The 20,233-nt window shown below is 70.2% G+C and carries 15 protein-coding genes and 1 pseudogene; 9 read left to right on the top strand and 7 right to left on the bottom strand.

The window, feature by feature from the left end; genetic code table 11:
• The 3 genes and pseudogenes from ACOFKS_RS03970 to purH form a co-directional block, all read left to right on the top strand.
• Nucleotides 1-204: pseudogene (locus ACOFKS_RS03970) on the top strand (ribulose-phosphate 3-epimerase); the annotation flags it as partial.
• Nucleotides 201-1,961, top strand: coding sequence for a heparinase II/III family protein (locus ACOFKS_RS03975; RefSeq protein WP_419807956.1), 1,761 nt, complete (start codon nucleotides 201-203; stop codon nucleotides 1,959-1,961). The pseudogene ACOFKS_RS03970 and the gene ACOFKS_RS03975, both read left to right, overlap by 4 nt.
• Nucleotides 1,962-2,064: 103 nt before the next feature.
• Nucleotides 2,065-3,639 (top strand): bifunctional phosphoribosylaminoimidazolecarboxamide formyltransferase/IMP cyclohydrolase, encoded by a 1,575-nt coding sequence (gene purH / locus ACOFKS_RS03980; RefSeq protein ID WP_419807957.1) that lies wholly within the window; start codon nucleotides 2,065-2,067, stop codon nucleotides 3,637-3,639.
• Between the two features lie 174 nt (nucleotides 3,640-3,813).
• On the opposite strand, the gene ACOFKS_RS03985 is transcribed toward purH, so the two are convergent.
• Together ACOFKS_RS03985 and polA are read right to left on the bottom strand one after the other, a co-directional pair.
• Nucleotides 3,814-5,331 carry a lipopolysaccharide biosynthesis protein gene (locus tag ACOFKS_RS03985; RefSeq protein ID WP_419807958.1) on the bottom strand — a complete coding sequence of 506 codons (1,518 nt, stop codon included), beginning with the start codon at nucleotides 5,329-5,331 and terminating at the stop codon, nucleotides 3,814-3,816.
• 164 nt (nucleotides 5,332-5,495) lie between these two features.
• Nucleotides 5,496-8,246, bottom strand: a complete 2,751-nt coding sequence (gene polA, locus ACOFKS_RS03990; protein ID WP_419807959.1) for a DNA polymerase I — start codon at nucleotides 8,244-8,246, stop codon at nucleotides 5,496-5,498.
• Between the two features lie 243 nt (nucleotides 8,247-8,489).
• Between polA and ACOFKS_RS03995 the strand changes: the two genes are divergently transcribed.
• The gene (locus ACOFKS_RS03995; RefSeq protein ID WP_419808070.1) at nucleotides 8,490-9,521 is read left to right on the top strand and encodes an ATP-binding protein; all 1,032 of its coding nucleotides are present in this window, start codon (nucleotides 8,490-8,492) and stop codon (nucleotides 9,519-9,521) included.
• 8 nt (nucleotides 9,522-9,529) lie between these two features.
• Here the strand turns inward: ACOFKS_RS03995 and ACOFKS_RS04000 are convergent, their stop codons facing one another.
• A complete protein-coding gene (locus ACOFKS_RS04000; protein ID WP_419807960.1) occupies nucleotides 9,530-10,663 on the bottom strand; it encodes a serine hydrolase in 1,134 nt (377 codons plus the stop codon).
• 128 nt (nucleotides 10,664-10,791) lie between these two features.
• On the opposite strand from ACOFKS_RS04000, the gene ACOFKS_RS04005 reads away from it, so the two are divergent.
• Nucleotides 10,792-12,027: a cation:proton antiporter gene (locus ACOFKS_RS04005; protein ID WP_419807961.1), complete on the top strand. Its 1,236-nt coding sequence runs from the start codon at nucleotides 10,792-10,794 to the stop codon at nucleotides 12,025-12,027.
• On the opposite strand, the gene nadB is transcribed toward ACOFKS_RS04005, so the two are convergent.
• Nucleotides 11,979-13,559, bottom strand: coding sequence for an L-aspartate oxidase (gene nadB, locus ACOFKS_RS04010; RefSeq protein WP_419807962.1), 1,581 nt, complete (start codon nucleotides 13,557-13,559; stop codon nucleotides 11,979-11,981). The two genes, ACOFKS_RS04005 and nadB, sit on opposite strands and share 49 nt — an antisense overlap.
• 265 nt (nucleotides 13,560-13,824) lie before the next feature.
• On the opposite strand from nadB, the gene ACOFKS_RS04015 reads away from it, so the two are divergent.
• Nucleotides 13,825-14,754, top strand: a complete 930-nt coding sequence (locus ACOFKS_RS04015) for an iron-containing redox enzyme family protein (protein ID WP_419807963.1) — start codon at nucleotides 13,825-13,827, stop codon at nucleotides 14,752-14,754.
• Here the strand turns inward: ACOFKS_RS04015 and ACOFKS_RS04020 are convergent.
• Nucleotides 14,751-15,494, bottom strand: a complete 744-nt coding sequence (locus ACOFKS_RS04020) for a GNAT family N-acetyltransferase (RefSeq protein WP_419807964.1) — start codon at nucleotides 15,492-15,494, stop codon at nucleotides 14,751-14,753. The two genes, ACOFKS_RS04015 and ACOFKS_RS04020, sit on opposite strands and share 4 nt — an antisense overlap.
• A complete protein-coding gene (locus ACOFKS_RS04025) occupies nucleotides 15,491-16,054 on the bottom strand; it encodes a helix-turn-helix domain-containing protein (protein WP_419807965.1) in 564 nt (187 codons plus the stop codon). Before ACOFKS_RS04025 ends, ACOFKS_RS04020 begins: the two co-directional genes overlap by 4 nt.
• An 86-nt stretch (nucleotides 16,055-16,140) precedes the next feature.
• Here ACOFKS_RS04025 and ACOFKS_RS04030 point away from each other — a divergent pair, with 86 nt between their 5' ends.
• Both ACOFKS_RS04030 and dapF read left to right on the top strand, forming a co-directional pair.
• A complete protein-coding gene (locus ACOFKS_RS04030; protein WP_419807966.1) occupies nucleotides 16,141-16,599 on the top strand; it encodes a DUF6456 domain-containing protein in 459 nt (152 codons plus the stop codon).
• Nucleotides 16,600-16,674: 75 nt separating this feature from the next.
• Nucleotides 16,675-17,739 (top strand): diaminopimelate epimerase, encoded by a 1,065-nt coding sequence (gene dapF, locus ACOFKS_RS04035; protein WP_419807967.1) that lies wholly within the window; start codon nucleotides 16,675-16,677, stop codon nucleotides 17,737-17,739.
• Between the two features lie 92 nt (nucleotides 17,740-17,831).
• Here dapF and ACOFKS_RS04040 read toward each other — a convergent pair whose 3' ends face one another.
• Entirely contained in the window at nucleotides 17,832-18,986 is a 1,155-nt protein-coding gene (locus tag ACOFKS_RS04040) for an acyl-CoA dehydrogenase family protein (RefSeq protein WP_419807968.1), read from the bottom strand.
• Nucleotides 18,987-19,176: 190 nt separating this feature from the next.
• Between ACOFKS_RS04040 and ACOFKS_RS04045 the strand changes: the two genes are divergently transcribed.
• Nucleotides 19,177-20,220, top strand: coding sequence for a fumarylacetoacetate hydrolase family protein (locus ACOFKS_RS04045; protein ID WP_419807969.1), 1,044 nt, complete (start codon nucleotides 19,177-19,179; stop codon nucleotides 20,218-20,220).
• Nucleotides 20,221-20,233: the final 13 nt, after the last annotated feature.

A 20,233-nucleotide genomic window follows, 5' to 3' on the forward strand; every position in this document is an offset into this window, starting at 1 on the left:
CAGCTCAAGAAGATCGCCGCGATCCGCAAGATGATCGACATGAGCGGACGCGCGATCGACCTGGAGGTCGACGGCGGCGTCGATGCCGAACAGGCGCGGCGGTGCGTCGAGGCGGGCGCGGATGCGCTCGTCGCGGGCACCTCGGTATTCCGTGGCGGGCCGGACCGCTACGCGGCCAACATCGCAGCCCTCAGGGGCGGGTGAGCGAAGCGGATCTCGACGCCGCGCCCGACGGTGTCGAGGAGGGCAAGCGGCTGATCCGGCTGGGCGGCGATACGGGGCTGAGCCTCGCGCAGCGGCTGTCCGAGCGTTTCGAACGACTGACCTGGCGCACGCCGCTACACACGCTGCGGCTGCGCGGGCGCTATCCGCTCAAGCTGATCGCCGTGCCGACCGATCCGATCGCGGGCGACGTCGGGCGCGGGCAGGCGCTGCTCGACGGACGGCTGAGCTATCGCGGCGAGCGGCACGATCTCGACATGCTCGACTTCAAGCGCCGCGATTGGGGCAAGCCGTTCGCGGCCTATGTCCACAGCTTCGAATGGCTGCGCGACCTGGCGACGGTGACGACGCGCCCCGTCGGCGCGCCGATCGCGGAGGCGCTGACCGCGCAATGGCTCGGCGCCTATGCCGACAAGGTCGATGCGCTCGCCTGGGCGCCCGAGCTGTGGGGGCGGCGCATCCTGCTGTGGACCGCGCACGCGCCGCTGATCCTGTCGTCGACCGACCTGGTCTATCGCTCGGCGGTGCTGAACACGCTGGCGAGAGGCGCGCGGCATCTCGATCGCGGCGCGGACAAGGCGCCGGCGGGGCTCAAGCGCATCGCGGCATGGTGCGGCGTCGTCGCGGCGGGGTTGCTGGTGCCCGGCGGCGATCCGCGCCGGTCGTTCGGCGAGGGCGGCTTGGCGCGGGCGCTGGCGAGCGGGATGCACGAGGACGGCGGCGCGATGTCGCGGAGCCCGGCCGAGCTGGCGGACATCGTCGGGCTGCTGGCGATGCTGCGCGAGACCTATGCGGCCCGGCGGCTGCTGCCGCCGCCGGCGATGACGGCGGCGCTGGCGAAGGCGGTGCCGGCGCTGCTGGGCGTCACGCACGGCGACCGGGGGCTGGCGAGCTGGCAGGGCGGGGCCCCGATGGCGGCGGAGACGCTGGCGGCGCTGATCGACGCGACCGGCATCCGTACCCGCCCGCTGCGCCAGCCGCGCGACTGGGGATATCAGCGGCTCGCGGCCGGCAGCGCGGTGGCGATCGTCGACGCCGCGCCGCCGCCGGTCGCGCGCGCGGTGGCGGGCGGCTGCGCCTCGACGCTGGCGTTCGAGCTGTCGGACGGCGCGGCACGGCTGGTGGTCAATTGCGGCGGTGCGCTGGCCGGTCAGGCGACGCTGCCGGCGGCGCTGTTGCAGGCGCTGCGATCGACCGCCGCGCATTCGACGCTGTGCCTGGCCGACTCGAACTCGACCGCGATCAACGCCGACGGCACGTTGGGACGCGGCGTGCGCGAGGTCGAGCTGAGCCGGCAGGAGAGCGAGGCCGCCAGTCGGCTGGAGGCGAGCCACGACGGCTATGTCCGCCGCTGGGGCTTCGTCCATCGCCGCCAGCTGCTGCTGACCGGCGACGGACGCGAGCTGCGCGGCGAGGACGCGCTGCTGCCGCCCGGTCGGTCAGGCGGGGGGCGGCGGCGAACGGACGCGAGCGGCTTCGCGATCCGCTTCCATCTCGGCAAGGGCGTGCAGGCGTCGCCGACCGCCGACGGGATGGCGGCGCTGCTGCGGCTGCCGGGCCAGGACGGCAAAGGCGGCGCGTTGTGGCAGTTCCGGTGCCGGGGCGGCACGCTGGCGATCGAGGCGAGCCTGTGGATCGACCCCACCGGCCGCGCCCAGCCGACGCAGCAGCTGGTCGTCACCGGCGAGTCCCCGCCCGGCGGTGCCAGCGTGAGCTGGACGTTCAAGCGGGCGATCTGACCGCCACCGCCCTCACGACGGGGTTGTTCCTGCCCCCACCCTGCGGCAAGCGCGCCCGTGTGGGTCATGGACCCCGGTCCGAGGCCGGGGTGACGGAGGGTTGATGACGACGGTTTCGATCAAGCGCGCGCTGTTGTCGGTGTCGGACAAGAGCGGCATCGTCGAGTTCGCGCAGGCGCTGGCTGGGCGGGGCGTCGAGCTGGTCTCCACCGGCGGCACCGCCAAGGCGCTCCGCGAGGCGGGGCTGGCGGTGCGCGATGTCGCCGAGCTGACCGGCTTTCCCGAGATGATGGACGGCCGGGTCAAGACGCTGCACCCGGCGGTGCATGGCGGGTTGCTCGCGGTGCGCGACGATACCGGCCACGCGGCGTCGATGGCGGCGCACGGGATCGGCGGCATCGACCTGCTGGTCATCAACCTCTATCCGTTCGAGGCGACCGTCGCACGCGGCGCCGGGCGCGACGACGTGATCGAGAATATCGACATCGGCGGCCCGGCGATGGTGCGCTCGGCGGCGAAGAACCATGCCGATGTCGCGGTGCTGACCGATCCGGCGGATTACCCGACCGTGCTCGCCGCGCTGGATCACGACGGCGGTACGTCGGTGGAGCTGCGGCGGCGGCTGGCGGCCAAGGCGTTCGCGCTGACCGCCGGGTACGACGCGGCGATCGCGCGCTGGTTCGCGTTCGCCGATCAGGGCGAGCGGTTTCCGCAGACGCTGCCGCTGGTGCTCAATGCGCCCCACGTGCTGCGCTATGGCGAGAACCCGCATCAGCATGCGGCCTTTTATGCCGGGGCGGAAGGGCGCGGCATCGGCCAGGCGCGGCAGGTGCAGGGCAAGGAGCTGAGCTACAACAACCTCAACGATGCGGACGCGGCGCTGGAGCTGGTGGCGGAGTTCCGCGACGCAGGCCCCACGGCGGTGATCGTCAAGCACGCCAATCCGTGCGGCGTCGCAACCGGTACGACGCTGGCCGAGGCATACGAGGCGGCGTTCGCGTGCGACAGCGTGTCGGCGTTCGGCGGCATCATCGCGCTCAACGGCACGATCGACGAGGCGACCGCGCGGGCGATCACCGGCATCTTTACCGAGGTCGTGATCGCGCCGGATGCGGACGACGCGGCGCTGGCGGTGTTCGCGGGCAAGAAGAACCTGCGGCTGCTGTTGACCGGCGACCTGCCCGATCCGGCGCGCGACGTGCTGGCGGTCAAGTCGATCGCGGGCGGGTGGCTGGTGCAGGGACGCGACAACGGTCGACTCGGCGAGATGACGGTCGTCACGCGGCGCCAGCCGACCGCGCAGGAGCTGGCGGATTGCCGCTTCGCCTGGACGGTGGCGAAGCACGTCAAGTCGAACGCGATCGTCTATGCCAGGGACGGCAGCACCGCCGGGGTCGGCGCGGGGCAGATGAACCGGTTGGAGTCGGCGCGGATCGCGGCGTGGAAGGCAAGGGACGCCGCCGACAAGGCGGGCTGGGACGCACCGCGGACGATCGGCTCGGCGGTCGCGTCCGACGCGTTCTTTCCGTTCGCCGACGGGCTGATGGCGGCGGTCGAGGCGGGGGCGACGGCGGTGATCCAGCCGGGCGGCTCGATCCGCGATGACGAGGTGATCGCGGCGGCGGACGCGGCGGGGCTGGCGATGGTGTTCACGGGGGTGAGGCACTTCCGTCACTGAGCAGGCGGCAGGCGCGGCCACGCCCGCGCCGATGCGCGTCAGCGCAGCGCCTGCGACGGCCGGCGGGACGGCCGCGCATGCGGCCGAATCCGTTCGACGTGAGGCCGGCGGCTTTGCCGTCGGCGGCCTGGTTACGGGCCGAAGTCCCGGCCAGCCGTTCGCGTCCGGCCCCCGCTAACTCGTACTCGCCCCGACATTGGGCAGCGTCGCCTCCTCCGCCGTCGGCATCCGCCCGAACAGCGCCCGGTCCGCCGGCCCGAACGCCCAGCGCCACAGCACGTACAGATACGCCGCCGCGATCGCGGGTTCGCCGAACACCAGCTCGGTCCATTCATATTGCGGCGGCAGCGCGGTGAAGATCGAGCCGACCGCGATCGCCGCCAGCGCGGCCCAGACCAGCGGCCAGCGCCACGGCGACACCGGCGCGCCGAGGATGCGGCCGAGCAGCCGCGCCTTGACGACCGAGGTCAGCCCCAGGCTCGCCATCAACGCCACCGCCGGGCCCGCTGCCTGCCAGGCGGGCGGCCAGCCCTGGCTCCGCATCAGGAACACCAGCCCGAACGACAGCGCCACCTGAAACGCCAGCATGCCCGCAGAGATCAGCAGGTTGGTATGCCGTGCGACATAGACCAGCGCCGACTCGCACACCGCGCCGGTCGAGGCGAGCACCTCGGCGGTGAGCAGGAACGCGAGCGCGGCGGTGCCGGCGACGAACTGTGGCCCGAGCACGCCCATCACCGCCTCGCCGGGGATCGAGCCCATCAGCGCGAGTCCGCCCTGCGCCGCCATGATCCAGAACGCGACCTGACGCACCTGCGCGGCGATCGCAGGATAGTCACGGACCGCGAGGCTGCGCGTGATGACGGGGCCGAGGATCGGATCGAAGCTGGTCTTCAGCTTCTGCGGCAAGGACGACACCTGCTGCGCCATGTAGTAGATGCCGACGATCTTGGGTTCGAACAGCACGCCCAGGATGAAACGATCGACGTTGCGGCTGCCCCATTCCAGCGCGTCGGCACCCGCCAGCGGGGCATTGGCGCGGGCGAGCGCGAACAGCGCGCGCGGTTGCGGCGACCAGCCGTGCGGCAGGCCGTAGCTGCGCAGGAACGGCACCAGGCTGGCGATCAGCGCCGCCACCATCGAGGCGACGTAGGACAGGACGAGGCCGTCGCGGATCGTGACGAACGAGAAGGCCCAGGCGGCGATCGAGATCGTCCACGGCTCGACGACGGCGCGCGCGGTGACGGCGGCCTTGACGTTCAACCGATAGGCGAGCGCGGCAAGGCTGACGTCCGACAGCGCCGGGCCGAGCACGACCAGCCCGAGATAGCGGTCAAGCCCGCGCACCGGCGTGTTCGGGTACATGATCTCCGGCGCCACCCAGAGCACCGCGCTGGCGAGCAGCGACACGATAAACGCCACCGCCATCGCATCCCAGACGACGCAGACATGCGGCCGCTCCGACTGCGCCAGTGCCTGCGCGAGGCCGCGCTTCAGCCCCAGCGTCGCTACCAGCGCCGCCAACTCGACCACCACCACCGCGAGCGCGAAGCGACCGACCAGCTCCGGTCCATACAGTCGCCCGGCGATGAACAGGAACGGAATCCGCGCGGCGAGGCGCAGGATGAACCCGGCGATGTTGGTCCGGCCGCCCTTGGCGAGCGTGTCGATGTCGGCGCGGGTGTCGTTCATCGCGCGGCGCAGGGTCGACGTGCAGGAAGTCGAGCTGGATCAGGGGTGGCGATGGCCATAACGGCGCATTGGCACAAATGCGGGCGTCTAGGACAGCATGTATGTCGCTGCCTGCGCCGGGCAGGCGGTGGCCAGGCAATCCGGCCGGACGCGGCCAGCCGTGCCTAGTGCGCGCTGCCCCAGCTTTGCCCGACGCCGATCTCCACGCCCAACGGCACCGTCAGCTTGACCGCCGGTTCCGCCGCGCCCGCCATCACGCGCTCGATCACCGGCGAGGCGGCGGCGACGTCGCCCTCCGGCAGTTCGAACACCAGCTCGTCGTGGACCTGGAGCAGCATCCGGACATGGCCCAGCCCCGCCGCCGCCAGCGCCGGTTCGATCCTGACCATGGCTCGCTTGATGATGTCGGCGCTGGTGCCCTGGATCGGCGCGTTGATCGCGGCGCGTTCGGCGCCCTGGCGTTCGTGCTGAACCTTCGATTTGATCCGCGTGAACCACGTCTTTCGCCCGAACAGCGTCGTCGTGTAGCCGCGCTCGCGAACCTGCTCCAGCGTTTCGGCCATGTAGCGGTTGATGCCGGGGAAGCGCTCGAAATAGCGGTCGATCATGCCCTGCGCCTCGTCCGCGCCGACCTCCAGCCGCCCCGCCAGCCCCCAGCGCGAGATGCCGTAGAGGATCGCGAAGTTGATCGTCTTCGCGCGCGCGCGGGTGTCGCGGTTGACCTCGCCGAACAGCTCGGTCGCGGTCAGCGAGTGGATGTCGTCGCCGTTCGCGAACGCCTCGCGCAGCTGCGGCACGTCGGCGATGTGCGCCGCCAAGCGCAGCTCGATCTGCGAATAGTCGGCGGCGAGGATGACGTTGCCCGGCTCCGCCACGAAGGCGTCGCGGATCTGACGGCCCGTCTCGGTGCGGATCGGGATGTTCTGCAGGTTCGGTTCGGTGGACGACAGCCGCCCGGTCTGCGCGCCGGTCAGCGAATAGCTGGTGTGGACGCGGCCGGTGGCGGGGTTGATCTCCTGTTGCAGCGCGTCGGTGTAGGTGTTCTTGAGCTTGGTGAGCTGGCGCCATTCGAGCACCTTGGCGACCACCTCGCTGCCCGGGCCCTTCTCGCGCTGGAGCCGCTCCAGCTCGGTGACGTCGGTCGAATAGACGCCCGACTTGCCCTTGCGCCCGCCTTTCAGCCCGAGCCGTTCGAACAGCACGTCGCCGAGCTGCTTGGGCGAGCCGATCGTGAAGGGGCCGCCGGCGAGGTCATGGACCTCCTTTTCCAGCAGCGCGATCTGGCCGGAGAACTCGCCCGACAGCGCGGCGAGGCGCTCGCGGTCGACCTTGATCCCGTGCCGCTCCATCCGCGCGATGACGGGGACGAGCGGGCGGTCGACCATCTCATAGACGCGCGTCGCGGCTTCGCCCGGCAGCCGCGCGCGGAACCGCTTCCACAGGCGGAAGGTCACGTCGGCGTCCTCGGCCGCGTAGCGCGTGGCGGCGGCGAGATCGATCTCCGCGAAGCCGCGCTGCATCTTGCCGGTGCCGACGACGTCCTTGTAGGCGATGCACGAGTGCGACAGGTGCGTCGCCGCCAGCTCGTCCATGCCATGGCCGTGGCGGCCGGCGTCGAGGTCGAAGCTCATCACGATCGTGTCGTCATGCGGGGCAACGGCGATGCCGCGCTCACCCAGCACGATCATGTCGAACTTGATGTTGTGGCCGATCTTGAGGACGGCGGGGTCCTCGAACAGCTCCTTGAGCCGGTCGAGGCATGGTTCGCACGCGACCTGGACCGGGTTCTCGGCGAGCAGGTCGGTGCCGCCGTGCTTCAACGGCACGTAGCAGGCGCGGTTGGGCGCGAGGCACAGCGACACGCCGACCAGCTCGGCGCGGGTCGCGTCGGTGCCGCTGGTCTCGGTGTCGATCGCGACGAACCCCTGCGCGCGGGCGTCGGCGATCCAGCGGTCGAGCGCGTCGAGGTCGACCACCGTCTCGTAGCCGTCGTGATCGCAGGGCGGATCGTCGGACATCGGCGCGTCGGGCACCGCGACGGGGGCGTCGGCGACCTGCTCCATGCGGCTCAGCAGCGTGCGGAAGCCGTGATGTTCCAGGAACGCACGCAGCGGCGCGTCGGGGATGCCCTGCATCGCCAGCTCGTCGAGCGGCTGCGGCAGCGGGGCGTCGCATTTCAGCGTCACCAGCACCTTCGACAGCCGCGCCATCTCGGCCTGCTCGATCAGGTTGTCGCGCAGCTTGCCCGGCTTCATCGTCGGGGCGGCGGCGAGCACGCCCTCCAGGTCGCCATGTTCGAGGATCAGCTTCGACGCGGTCTTCGGCCCGACGCCGGTGACGCCCGGCACGTTGTCGACGCTGTCGCCCATCAGCGCCAGCACGTCGCCCAGCCGATCGGGGCCGACGCCGAACTTCTCCTCGACATAGGCCGGGCCGAGGCGGCGGTTGTTCATCGTGTCGTACATGTCGACCGACGGATCGGTCATCAGCTGCATCAGGTCCTTGTCGGAGCTGACGATCGTCACCGACCAGCCCTGCGCCAGCGCCGCCTTGGTATAGCAGGCGATGATGTCGTCCGCCTCCAGCCCCTCCTCCTCGATGCACGGCAGCGAAAAGGCGCGGGTGGCGTCGCGGATCATCGGGAATTGCGGGACCAGGTCTTCCGGCGGCGGCGGGCGGTGCGCCTTGTACTGGTCGTAGAGGTCGTTGCGGAAGGTCGACGACGACTTGTCGAGGATGACGGCCATGTGGCTCGGGCCATCAGCCGCGTGGAGTTCGTCGGCGAGCTTCCACAGCATGGTCGTGTAGCCATAGACGGCGCCGACCGGCTCGCCATGCTTGTTGGTGAGCGGCGGCAGGCGGTGATAGGCGCGGAAGATATAGCCCGAGCCGTCGACGAGGTAGAGATGGGGCATGGGGGCGGGTGTAGCGCAGCCGGATACGCTTTACACCCGTTTGACCCGAGTTTACCCGTTTTGACCTGATCCCGGGTAAAAACGGGTAAACTTGATCATGGACCCTGTGCGTAACCCTTTCGCACCCGGTGCGGGCAATCCGCCACCGGAACTTGCCGGGCGATCGGCCCTGCTCGACCTGGCCGACATTGCCTTACAGCGGGTCGCGCAACGCCGCGCCACCCAAGCCTCATCCTCGTTGGCCTGCGCGGCGTAGGCAAGACCGTCTTGCTGGTCCGGATTCGAACCATGGCCGAGGGGCATGGGTATCGAACGGCTTTCATCGAGGCGCACGAAGGCAAGTCGCTCGCAGAGCTGCTTCTTCCGCCCATCCGCAATCTCCTGTTTTCACTGAGCAAGGTGGAGTCGGCGAAGGAAAAAGCGCGACGAGGTTTGCGCGTCCTGCGTGGTTTCATCGGCGCGGTGAAGCTGAATCTGGGAGAGCTGGATCTTGAAATCGGCCTCGATCCCGAGCGTGGCGTTGCCGACAGCGGCGATCTCGAAAGCGATCTGCCGAACCTGCTGCATACCGTTGCAGAGGCGGCGCAGGCGGCCGGTCGCAGCGTGGCGATTCTGATCGACGAGCTACAGTATTTCGAGGCGCGGGAGTTCAGCGCGCTGATCATGGCGATGCACAAGATCAGCCAATCCGGGCTGCCCTTCATCATGTTCGGCGCGGGTCTCCCGCAGGTGCTGGCACTTGCCGGTGAGTCCAAATCATATGCCGAGCGGCTCTTCCGGTATCCCGCGATCGGCCCGTTGGATCAGGTCGATGCCATCGCGGCGTTGCGATCACCGATCGAACAAGAGGATGCGGCGATCACGGACGGAGCGCTCGACCGAATATTGGAGGTGACCCGCGCCTATCCGTATTTCCTTCAGCAATGGGGCCACGACTGCTGGAACGTCGCGGACGCGCCGGTGGTGAAACTGGATGACGTCGTGCGGGCCAGCGTGGTCGCCATCCGCACCTTGGACGAGGGATTCTTCAAGGTCCGCTTCGATCGCTGCACGCCGTCCGAGCGGCGTTACATGCGGGCGCTGGCCGAACTCGGACCCGGCGCGCACCGCTCTGGCGACATCGCACAGCTGCTCGGGTTGAAGACGACCAGTGTCGGCCCGACACGCGGCAAGCTTATCAGGAAGGGGATGATCTACGCACCGGCGCACGCCGAGACGGAATTCACCGTCCCGCTATTCGACGAGTATATGCGGCGTGCGATGCCGGTGCTCTAGGCGCCGACCTATCCCCCGACCTGCTGCTCCATTGCCGGTGCCGCGCCGCCGCCGACATAGCCGGCGACCGCGGCCGCGACCTGCTGGATCAGTTGCTGGCGTTCGCGGATCGGGCGGGTGGTGTCGCCGATCATCACCGCCAGCGCATAGCGGCGGCCGTCGGGCGCGGTCAGGAGGCCGACGTCGTTGAAGCCGGCGTTGCGGCCCGCCAGATCCTGGCCGGTGCCGGTCTTGTGCGCGATCTGCCAGCCGCCGGGGACCGCGGCGCGCAGGCGGGCGCGGCCGGTGACCGACTGGCCCATCGTCGACAGCAGCACGCTGGTCGAGGTCTCGCTCAATAGCTCACCGCGTGCCAGCCGCGCGAGCGCGTCGGCGATCGCCAGCGGCTGCGCGCCGTCGGGCGGATCGGCGACATAGGCGTTCAGCGCCGCGTCGCGCGCCTCGCGCGTTAGCCGCGAGCGTGCGATCTCGAAGCCGTTGGTGCCGGCCCAGCTCTGATCCCAGACGACGCCGGCGGTGCGCGCCTGCAGCAGCCGTTCGCCCGGCCCGAAGCGGATCGGACCGAGCCGTTTCGCCTCGATCATCGCCCGCACCGCCGTCGGCCCGCCGCACAGCCACAGCAGCTTGTCGTTGGCGGTATTGTCCGAATGCGTCAGCGCGCGGGTCAGCAGATCGCCGACGGTGGTCTGGAACCCGCCCGGCTTGACCGCGAGATAGGCGATCGGCTGATGGAACAGCGTCAGGTCGGCGGCGGTGACGGTGACAGGATCGTCGAGCCGCAGCCGGCCCTGATCGCGCAGGTCGAGCACGGTCATCGCCACCCACAGCTTCGACACCGACTGCTGCGGCAGATACTGACGCCCGCCGGACTCCACCGTCCAGCCGTCGTCGACCGCGCGGATCGCGACCCCTGCCTTGCCCGCGAAGCCACGCTGGATGCGGGCGATCTGATCGATCAGCGCATAGGGCGCGGGGCGGACGACGCGCGGCTGCACGCCGGGGATGGGAACGGAGACATAGACCGGCGGCACCGGCTGCGGCGCGTGCGCGCTGGCGCCCGGACGTCCGGTCGAGCCGCACGCGCTCAGCACCGCGCCGACCATCGCCAGTCCGATCAGTCCCTTACGCTTACCCGACGTCATCAATCGACCAGCCCCGAACGCTTTCGCTTGTTGTGTGAACAGGCCGGCGTCAGACACAAGCAGGGCCTGGTGGCCTTGCGACGAGTGCCGCTGTCGGTGCGACGAGATGTGAAAAGGGGCGTGTCCGGGTGCAAGGTTTTGATTTCCCGGTGCTCGGCGCGCTGTTGCTGGTGGCGGCGCTGGTCGCGATGGTGTCGCAACGGTTGAGGCTGCCGTACAGCGTCGGGCTGGTGGTGGCGGGCTGCGCGCTGGCGTCGCTGGCGCCCGCCGCGACGCCGCCGCTGACGCGCGACCTGATCTTCTTCGTGTTCCTGCCGCCTCTGGTGTTCGAGGCGGCGATCCAGATTCCGTGGCGGCCGTTCCGCCGCGAGCTGCCGCTGCTGGCGGTGCTGGTGACGCTCGGCATCGTGCTTGCCGCCGGCGTGGTTGCGGCCGGGATGCACTGGCTGGTGGGGTGGAGCTGGATCGGCGCCGGACTGTTCGGTGTGCTGATCGCCGCCACCGATCCGGTCGCGGTGATCGCGGCGTTCAAACAGATCAAGGTAGCGCCCCGCCTGCACCTGCTGGTGGAAGCGGAGAGCCTGCTCAACGATGGGGTGGCCGCAGTCGGCTTCGCGATCCTGGCCGGGATCGCGGCGGGCGCGGCGGCGACGCCCGGCGGCATCGCGCTCGACCTGGTCAAGACGGTGGTCGGCGGCATCGCCTGTGGTGCGGCGGTGGCGGTGCCGCTGATCCTGCTCGCCAACGGCACCGACGACCGGCTGGTCGAGGTCGCGCTGACGACGGTGATCGCCTATGGCTCGTTCCTGCTCGCCGAGCACTTCCATTTCTCGGGCGTGCTGGCGACGCTCGCCGCCGGGCTGGTCGTCGGCAACTGGGGCTTCATCGGCTCGATCAGCGATGACGGACGTCGGGGCGTGCTCAACCATTGGGAGTTCGTCGCCTTTCTTATCAACTCGGTGATCTTCCTGCTGATCGGCGGTCAGATCACCGCGGTGCCGCTGACGCGCGTGCTGGAGGCGGCGGCGGTCGCCACCTCGCTGTCGCTGCTGGGCCGGGCGGCGGCGGTGTATCCGGTCGTGCTCGCCTTCGCGCGCACCCGGCTGCGGGTGCCGTGGGGGTACAAGCATGTGCTGTTCTGGGGCGGGCTGCGCGGCGCACTGGCGCTGGCGCTGGCGCTGGCGTTGCCGCCGCAGGTGGCGGAGCGGGCGACGATCATCGCCGTCGCCTTTGCCGTGGTCGCCTTTTCGATTATCGTCCAGGGGCTGACGATGGGGCCGCTGATCGACCGGCTGGGGCTACGGTCGACCGAGGATCACGGCACCAGCACGGTGTCGACCGCGACCGGCGACGTCTCGGGATAGTCGAGCGTATAGTGCAGCCCCCGGCTTTCATGCCGGTGCAGCGCCGAGCGGACGATCAGGTCGGCGGTCTGGAGCAGGTTGCGGAGCTCGATCAGGTCGGGGGTGACGCGGAAATTGCCGTAATAGTCGGCGACCTCCTCGGTCATCAGCCTGATTCGGCTGGCGGCGCGCTGGAGCCGTTTGGTGGTGCGGACGATGCCGACGTAATTCCACATGAAGCGCCGGATCTCCGTCCAGTTCTGCTTTATGACGACTTCCTCGTCCGAATCGGCGACGCGGCTCTCGTCCCACGGCCTGATCGTCGGCACCGGCGGCAGCGTGTCCCAGTGCGCGGCGATGTGCTTCGCCGCCGCCTCGCCGAACACGAAGCATTCCAGCAGCGAGTTGGATGCGAGCCGGTTGGCGCCGTGCAGCCCCGACTGCGTGCACTCCCCCGCCGCATAGAGGCCGGGCAGGTCGGTGCGCCCGTCGCGATCGACGACGATGCCGCCGCAGGTGTAATGCTGCGCGGGCACCACCGGAATCGGCTCCTTCGTGATGTCGATGCCGAGACCCAGCAGCTTTTCCTGGATGTTGGGGAAATGCTCGTGGATGAACGCGGGCGGCTGATGGCTGATGTCGAGATGGACATAGTCGAGCCCGTCGCGCTTGATCTCCGCATCGTTGGCGCGCGCGACGATGTCGCGCGGCGCCAGCTCGGCGCGCGGATCGATGTCGGGCATGTAGCGGTGGCCGGTCTTGGGATTGAGCAACCGCCCGCCCTCGCCGCGCACCGCCTCCGTAATCAGGAAGTTCTTGACCTCCAGATTGTAGAGGCAGGTCGGGTGGAACTGCATGAACTCCATGTTGGAGACGCGCGCGCCCGCCCGCCACGCCATCGCGATGCCGTCGCCGGTCGCGCCGCGCGGCGCGGTGGAGAACAGATAGGTCCGTCCCGCGCCGCCGGTCGCCAGGATGGTCGCGCGCGCGGTGTGGAGATTGACCCGGCCGGTCGTGCGATCGACCGCGTAGACGCCCCAGACATGCCCGGCGCCCGAATAGCGTTCCTCGTGCCGCGACGTGGCCAGGTCGATCGCGACCTGATCGGGCACCAGCGTGATGTTCGGGTGCGCGGTGGCGGCGCGGAGCAGCGCCTCCTGCACCGCCCAGCCGGTGGCGTCGGCGACATGGACGATGCGCCGGTGCGAATGGCCGCCCTCGCGCGTCAGGTGCAGTGCGTTTCCTTCGGTCGCGAAGGGGACGCCCAGTTCCTCCAGCCGGTGGATCGCGGCGGGGGCGCGTTCGACCACCATCTCGACGACGCCGCGGTCGTTTAGCCCGGCGCCGGCGATCATCGTGTCCTCGATATGCTGCTCGAAGGTGTCGCCTTCCTCCAGCACCGCGGCGATCCCGCCCTGCGCCCAGGCGGTGGCGCCCTCGTCCAGCCCGCCCTTGGCGAGCACGGTGATGCGGAACCGGTCGGCGAGGTTGAGCGCGGCGGTAAGGCCCGCGGCGCCGGAGCCGACTATGAGGATATCGGTCGCGCCGCTCATCGACCGGCCCCGGCGCGCGCGTGAACACGCCCCTCGCGCGGCGTTGCGGTGGCGGGAGCGGAGGCGATAGGGGTCGGAACGGGGATCATGGGAGCGATGTGGCACAGCCGGGGGCGGGTAGAACAGCGTTTCGCGCCTGCGGCGTGCCGCGATCGGCCTCGGAGCGCGCGTTAACTTGATTGATCGCAATGCGATTCCCTGTCGCGCAGATGAACCGTCCGCTCGGTTCGCGGGTTGTCGCTGTTCAATTTCTCGTGAGTTTTCCATGCTTCAGCTCGTTCAGCCCACTGCATCCGGCACCCAGGACCTGCTCGCCGACACCACGCAGCGCAGCCTCGCGCGCTGGAATGCCGCGCGGCTGGCGCCGGGCGTCCCGACCGCCGACTGGCGGGCCGGGCTCGATCGCGACGCGCGGATGATGCGGGTCGAGGGCGAGTTCCTGGAACAGCTGCGTGCAGAGGTCGCGGACGAGGCGGCGGCGGCGCCGACCGATGTCGACGGCTTCGTCGCGTGGTTCGAGGCGCTGGAGCCCACCGGGCCGGGGCAGCACGACGCGCTGTTTCCGTGGCTCGCCGAGGAGGCGACACTGGCGCAGTTCCGCTGGTTCTTTGAACAGGAAGCGGCGGGCGAAGCGGGGTTCGACGATCTGGTCGCGATGACGCAGATCAAGCTGCCGACCGCGCCCAAGCTGGAGCTGGCGCGCAATTATTGGGACGAGATGGGGCGCGGCAATCCCAAGGGCATGCACGGCCCGATGCTGGATGCGCTGGTCGAGACGCTGCAGGTCGATCCGTCGATCGACCGCACCGTGGCGGAGAGCCTGACGCTGGCCAACGCGATGACCGCGATGGCGGCAAACCGGCGCTATGCGTGGCATTCGGTCGGTGCGCTGGGCGTGATCGAACTGACCGCGCCGGCGCGCGCGTCGCTGGTCGAGCAGGGGCTGCGGCGGCTGGGGTTTTCGGGCAAGGAGCGCAAGTATTTCGCGCTACACTCGGTGCTCGACATCAAGCATTCGGAGGACTGGATCGCCGAGGCGCTGCGCCCGGCGATGGCCGAAGACCCGACGCGCGGCCGCTGGCTGGCGGAAGGCGCGTTGATTCGGTTGAAGTGCGGCGCGCGCTGCTTCGCGCGCTATCGGGCGGAGCTGTGGGGCGGTGCGGTCGCGGGCTGGAAGCGCGCCTTCGCTTTCTAGGTGCGGGCGACGCGATAGGCGTAGCGATAGGCCTCGCGGTCGAAGCCGAGCGTCCGGTATAGCGCGATCGCCGGTATGTTGGTGGCGAGCACCTGAAGACACGCATGCGCCGCGCCTGCTGCCGCCGCCCAGTGCATCAGCGCCGTCACCAGCGTGCGCCCATGCCCGGTGCGGCGGTGCGATGGCGACGTCACGATCGATTCGAGCACCAGCCACCCGTCGACGATCGTCCCGAAGCCCGCTGCGGTCACCGCGTCGTCGCTCACCAGCGCGAAGCGGGCCGGTGACGGCACCAGGCCGATGTCACGGTGCAGCCGCATCGCCTCCGCGCCGTCCAGCCCTGCGAAGTCGACACGGAGGGCTAGCCAGTCGGGGGTGACGCGATCGTGGAGGGCGACGCGATGGGGCGTCGGTGGGTTGGCCGGCGGCAGCGGCGCGCTCAGCGTCAGCGTCTCCCCCTCGGGCGGCCCGAAGCCGAGCCGGTCGAGCGCCGCGTCCAGCCCGGTCGCTATCGCGGGCACGCGGACGGTCAGCGGCTTGCCCGCCGCCGCCAGCCGCTCGCGCGCTGCCGCCAGCACCGGCGCGGGATCGCGCGGGCCGTCGCGGGTCGGGTGCAGCGCGTTGAGCCGCCGCGTCGACCCGCCGCTATGGCGCAGCAGCCAGCCGTCGAGCACCGTTTCCGCCGTCGTCGGCCACGCCGCCTGACACGCCGCCTCGATACGCCAGGCTTTGAGGCTCACAGGTTCCGCACCAGCCTGATCGCCTGCGCCAGCCATGGTGCGTCGGCGACCACCTGTTGCCGGGCGCCGGGGCCTGGGGGGAGCAGGTGCAGCTTGCCCGCCTGTCGGTCGAGCAACCGCCCGAAGGCGAAGCGGCCGCCGGGGCGGGGGACGAGCACGTCGCGGTTGAGCGCAGCACCGAACCGGTCGGGTTCGATCCGCTCGCACCACAACGTGTCCCCGGCGCGATAGTCGCCGACCCCGCCCGTCACCAGCACCGCGACCAGATCGGGCGCTGCGGCCGGTGGCACCACCCGCAGATCGCGGCGTGGCGCGACCGCGCCGCCCGCGTCGAGCTGCGCCGCGACGGGCAGGTCGGCGCGCTCGGGCAGCCGGACGAGGTCCGCCGCCGTCACGCCCAGCGCCGCCGCGATGCGGTTGAGCCAGCCGACCGACACCGTCCGCATCCCCGTTTCCAGCCGACCGATCGTCTGCGCCGTCGTCGGCGGCACACAGGCGCGAGCGACGTCGTCCAGCGTCATGCCGCGCGCGCGGCGGACTTCCCTGATGGCGGTAATCATTGGCCTGCTCCAACCTATCTGGTTTATCACCTGTCCTACAAACCACCCGTCATGGCAAGCGCCGCCCGATCGACGGAGGAGTGGCGATGCGGGAATTGGTGGAGCGCGGGCTGGACGAGCACGGCGTCGTGTGCGCGACGGGGGCGGCGCGTCGGCGGGTGACCGTCAATCTGGGCGAATCGACGCTGACGTGGCTGGCCGCGCGCAAGCTGGTGACGCGGCGGCAGGTCGAGGCGGGCGAGCGGCTGCGCGCCGACTACGAGCGCGCGCAACTGGCGCCGAGCGTGACGATGAACTGGACGGCGCGGGTCGACGGCGGCGGGGCGGGGGGCGATCCGACGACGGCGCATATCGCCGCCAAGCGCCGCTTCGACGGTGCCATCGCCGCCGCCGGGCCGGGGCTGGCGGACGTGCTGTGGCGGGTGATCTGCGCGGGCGAGGGCTTGCCGGCGGCGGAAAAGGCGCTGGGCTGGCCGACCCGCGCCGGCCGCGTCGTCCTGACGATCGCGCTCGACCGGGTGGCGGGGCATTACGGGCTGCATTGACCCGTTTTGGTGTTACCTTTCGTTACTTTTGGACGGCGCTATGCTGGCGCGACGGGGATTTGGGGAGGTCGATCGATGCGTCTGGCGTTGGTGAAATGTCATGGGTCGGGCAACGACTTCCCGCTGCTCGACGCGCGCACCGTGCGGTTCGACGACGATGTGTGGGAGGCGGTCGCGGTGGCGCTGGCGGATCGGGACGGCGCGGTCGGCGGCGACGGGCTGCTGGCACTGACCGGCGGCGACCGTAGCCATCCGTTCGGGATGCGGATGTGGAACAGCGACGGGTCGGAAGCCGAGCTGTGCCTCAACGGCCTGCGCTGCGTCGCGCGGCTCGGCTTCGAGCGGGAGGGGATCGAGGAAGCGGCGGTGCGCTGCAACGCATCGACCGTGCAGGCGAGCCGCGCGCCCGATCTCGCGCCCGGCGTCGTCACGGTGCGCGAGGTGGCGGGGCCGGCGATGCTGGACGTGACGGGGTGGCCGATGAACATCGGCGAGGTCGAGCTGGTCGAGGGGCCGCTGCCGCGCCTCGGCTCGACCCGGTCGTTCACCGCCATCGCGATGCCCAACCCGCATCTGGTCGCGTTCGTCGACGCGATCGACGAGGCGGAGCTGGTCGCGGTCGGCGAGGCGGCGCAGGACTCGCCCGCCTGGATGCCCAACCGCGCCAACGTCTCGTTCGTGACGCTGCATGAGGGCGGGCTGTTCGTCCGCACCTATGAACGCGGCGTCGGGCTAACCGACAGCTGCGGCAGCGCGATGGCCGCGTCGGTCTATGCCGCGTGCCTGACCGGGCGCGCCGATTACGACGAGGAGATCACCGTCTGGAACAAGGGCGGGCTGGTGCGCGGATCGGCGGAGATCGGCGGCGAGGTGACGCTGTCGGGCAACGCGACGTGGGCGTGGGCGGGGAGCGTCGACATCGACCCGGCGACCGGCGCGGTGTCGGACGTGCGGGTGGAGGCGCGGTTCGACGCGGAGGGGCTGGCCTATGCGGCGCTCGCGGCGTCCGTGCCGGGCGCGCCGATCGCGGCGACGGCGGCGGCGGTGCCCGAGATGGAGGCCGACATCTCCGCACCGGCCACGACGCCGAAACGCGAGGGCAATTTCAGCTGGGATGGGTTCGACATCAGGGCACGGTGATCTCAGCCCCACTGGCCCTCGCCGGGGTGGGGAAGGGCCGCCGGCAAAGCCGTCGGAAGGATCGGGCGCGGACGTGGCCGCGCCTGCGCCGCTCAGAGCTTCCGCCCGATTACTTCCTTCATGATCTCGGTCGTGCCGCCATAGATCCGCGACACCCGCGCCGCGCGCCACATCCGGGCGATGGGGTATTCGTTCATGTAGCCGGCCCCGCCGTGGAGCTGGAGGCACTTGTCCATCACTTCCCATTGCAGCTCGGTGTGCCACAGCTTCGCCGCCGCGCCCTCCTCGTTGGTGAGCTCGCCTTTCAGATGCCGGGCGATCGCCCAGTCGAGATGCGCCCAGCCGACCTGTAGCTTCGCCTTGAGGTCGGCGAGCACGAAGCGGGTGTTCTGGAAGTCGAACACCATGCCCGCGAACGCCTTGCGGCTCTTGGTGAACTCCACCGTGTCGTCGAACGCGCGCTGCGCCGAGGCGTGGGTGCCGACCGCGATCGCGAGCCGCTCCTGCGGCAGCTGGCTCATCAGATAGACGAAGCCCTGCCCCTCCTCGCCCAGGCAATTGGTCATCGGCACGCGGACGTCCTCGAAGAACAGCTCGCTGGTATCGGCCGCGTCCTGGCCGATCTTGTCGAGCTTGCGGCCCTTGGAGAACCCCTCGCGATCGCTCTCGACCAGGATGATCGACATGCCTTTCCACGCCGGTTTCGCGTCGGGATCGGTCTTGCACACGACCAGCGTCAGGTCGGTGTTCTGGCCGTTGGTGATGTAGGTCTTGGACCCGTTGATGACGTAGTGGTTGCCGTCCTTCTTCGCGGTGGTGCGGATCGCCTGGAGGTCGCTGCCCGTCCCCGGCTCCGTCATCGCGATCGCGGTGACGACGTCGCCCGAGACCATCTTGGGGAGCCAGTGCGCCTTCTGCTCCTCCGACCCGTAATGCTCCATGTAACCCGCGACGATGTCCGACTGGAGCGAGAAGCCGGCGGGGACGCCGTTGTAGCTCATCTCCTCGTCGACGATCGCGTTGTAGCCGAAATCGAGCCCCAGCCCGCCATAGGCTTCCGGCACGGTCGGGCACAGCATCCCGATCTCGCCCGCCTTGCGCCAGAATTCCTTGGGGACCAGCCGCTCCTTTTCCCAGTCGTTGACGTGGGGCACGCCCTCCCTTTGCAGGAACGAGCGCACCGTCTGGCGGAACGCCTCGTGATCGGGAGTGTAGGCGAAGCGGCCGGGAATGGTGTCGAGGGACATGGGGCTCTCCTTTTGCCGGGCAGGGTGCCGGGCGGAAGGCGGGGGCGTCAAGGGAGCAGAACAAAAGTTATGGTGCGACGGCGTGGCGCGATCACCCTGCCATTCGCCTTAAACTCACGTCGGGTGATGGGTCCCCGCTTTCGCGGGGATGACGGATGGGTCTACAACGACGACAACCAAAGGAGAGCGCATGAAACTGGCCAGCCTCAAGCAGGGTCGCGACGGACGGCTCGTCGTCGTGTCGGACGACCTCGCCTGGTATGCCGACGCCGGCCATATTGCGCCCACGCTGCAGGCGGCGCTGGACGACTGGGACCGGGTGCTGCCCGATCTCCGCGTGCTGGCGACCGACGTCCGCAACAGCGCGATCCCGCTGGAGCGGTTCCACGAGCACGACGCCGCCTCGCCGCTGCCGCGCGCCTATCAGTGGGCGGACGGATCGGCCTATGTGAACCATGTCGCGCTGGTGCGGCAGGCGCGCGCGGCCGAGATGCCCGACAGCTTCTGGCACGACCCGCTGATGTATCAGGGCGGCTCCGACGGCTTTCTGGGGCCGCGCGATCCGATCCCGCTCGCCGACGAAAGCTGGGGCTGCGACCTGGAGGCGGAGGTGGTCGTCGTCACCGGCGACGTGCCGCAAGGCGCGGGTCGCGACGAGGCGCTGGCCGCGATCCGGCTGGTCGGGCTGACCAACGACGTGTCGCTCCGCAACCTGATACCGGGCGAACTGGGCAAGGGGTTCGGCTTCTTTCAGTCCAAGCCCGCGAGCGCGTTCTCGCCGGTGTTCGTCACGCCTGACGCGCTCGGCGACTGGTGGCGCGACGGCAAGCTCCACCGCACGCTGATGGTCGACCTCAACGACCAGCCCTTCGGTCGCGCCGACGCGGGCGAGGACATGACCTTCGATTTCGGCACGCTGGTCGCGCACGCCGCCAAGACGCGCAAGCTGGGCGCGGGGACGATCGTCGGCTCGGGCACCGTGTCCAACCGAGACGCGGACGGCGGGCCGGGCAAGCCGATCGCGGAAGGCGGCGTCGGCTATTCGTGTCTGGCGGAAGTCCGCACGATCGAGACGATCGCGGGCGGCAAGCCGGTCACGCCGTTCCTGAAGCGTGGCGACACCGTTCGCATCTGGGCGGAGGATGAGCGGCACCACTCGATCTTCGGCGCCATAGAGCAGGTGGTGGGCGAGCAGGTGGTGGGGGAGGCGGCCGAAGCGGCGATCGGCGCATAGCGAACGCCGCACG

It is taken from the genome of Sphingomonas sp. (genome assembly GCF_965200135.1).
In the GTDB taxonomy this organism is placed as follows: domain Bacteria; phylum Pseudomonadota; class Alphaproteobacteria; order Sphingomonadales; family Sphingomonadaceae; genus Sphingomonas.

Coding starts and splice junctions, on each gene's coding strand:
- purH (WP_419807957.1), top strand. CDS start 2,065: ATGACGACGGTTTCGATCAAGCGCGCGCTGTTGTCGGTGTCGGACAAG.
- ACOFKS_RS03985 (WP_419807958.1), bottom strand. CDS start 5,331: ATGAACGACACCCGCGCCGACATCGACACGCTCGCCAAGGGCGGCCGG.
- polA (WP_419807959.1), bottom strand. CDS start 8,246: ATGCCCCATCTCTACCTCGTCGACGGCTCGGGCTATATCTTCCGCGCC.
- ACOFKS_RS04000 (WP_419807960.1), bottom strand. CDS start 10,663: ATGACGTCGGGTAAGCGTAAGGGACTGATCGGACTGGCGATGGTCGGC.
- nadB (WP_419807962.1), bottom strand. CDS start 13,559: ATGAGCGGCGCGACCGATATCCTCATAGTCGGCTCCGGCGCCGCGGGC.
- ACOFKS_RS04015 (WP_419807963.1), top strand. CDS start 13,825: ATGCTTCAGCTCGTTCAGCCCACTGCATCCGGCACCCAGGACCTGCTC.
- ACOFKS_RS04025 (WP_419807965.1), bottom strand. CDS start 16,054: ATGATTACCGCCATCAGGGAAGTCCGCCGCGCGCGCGGCATGACGCTG.
- ACOFKS_RS04030 (WP_419807966.1), top strand. CDS start 16,141: ATGCGGGAATTGGTGGAGCGCGGGCTGGACGAGCACGGCGTCGTGTGC.
- dapF (WP_419807967.1), top strand. CDS start 16,675: ATGCGTCTGGCGTTGGTGAAATGTCATGGGTCGGGCAACGACTTCCCG.
- ACOFKS_RS04040 (WP_419807968.1), bottom strand. CDS start 18,986: ATGTCCCTCGACACCATTCCCGGCCGCTTCGCCTACACTCCCGATCAC.
- ACOFKS_RS04045 (WP_419807969.1), top strand. CDS start 19,177: ATGAAACTGGCCAGCCTCAAGCAGGGTCGCGACGGACGGCTCGTCGTC.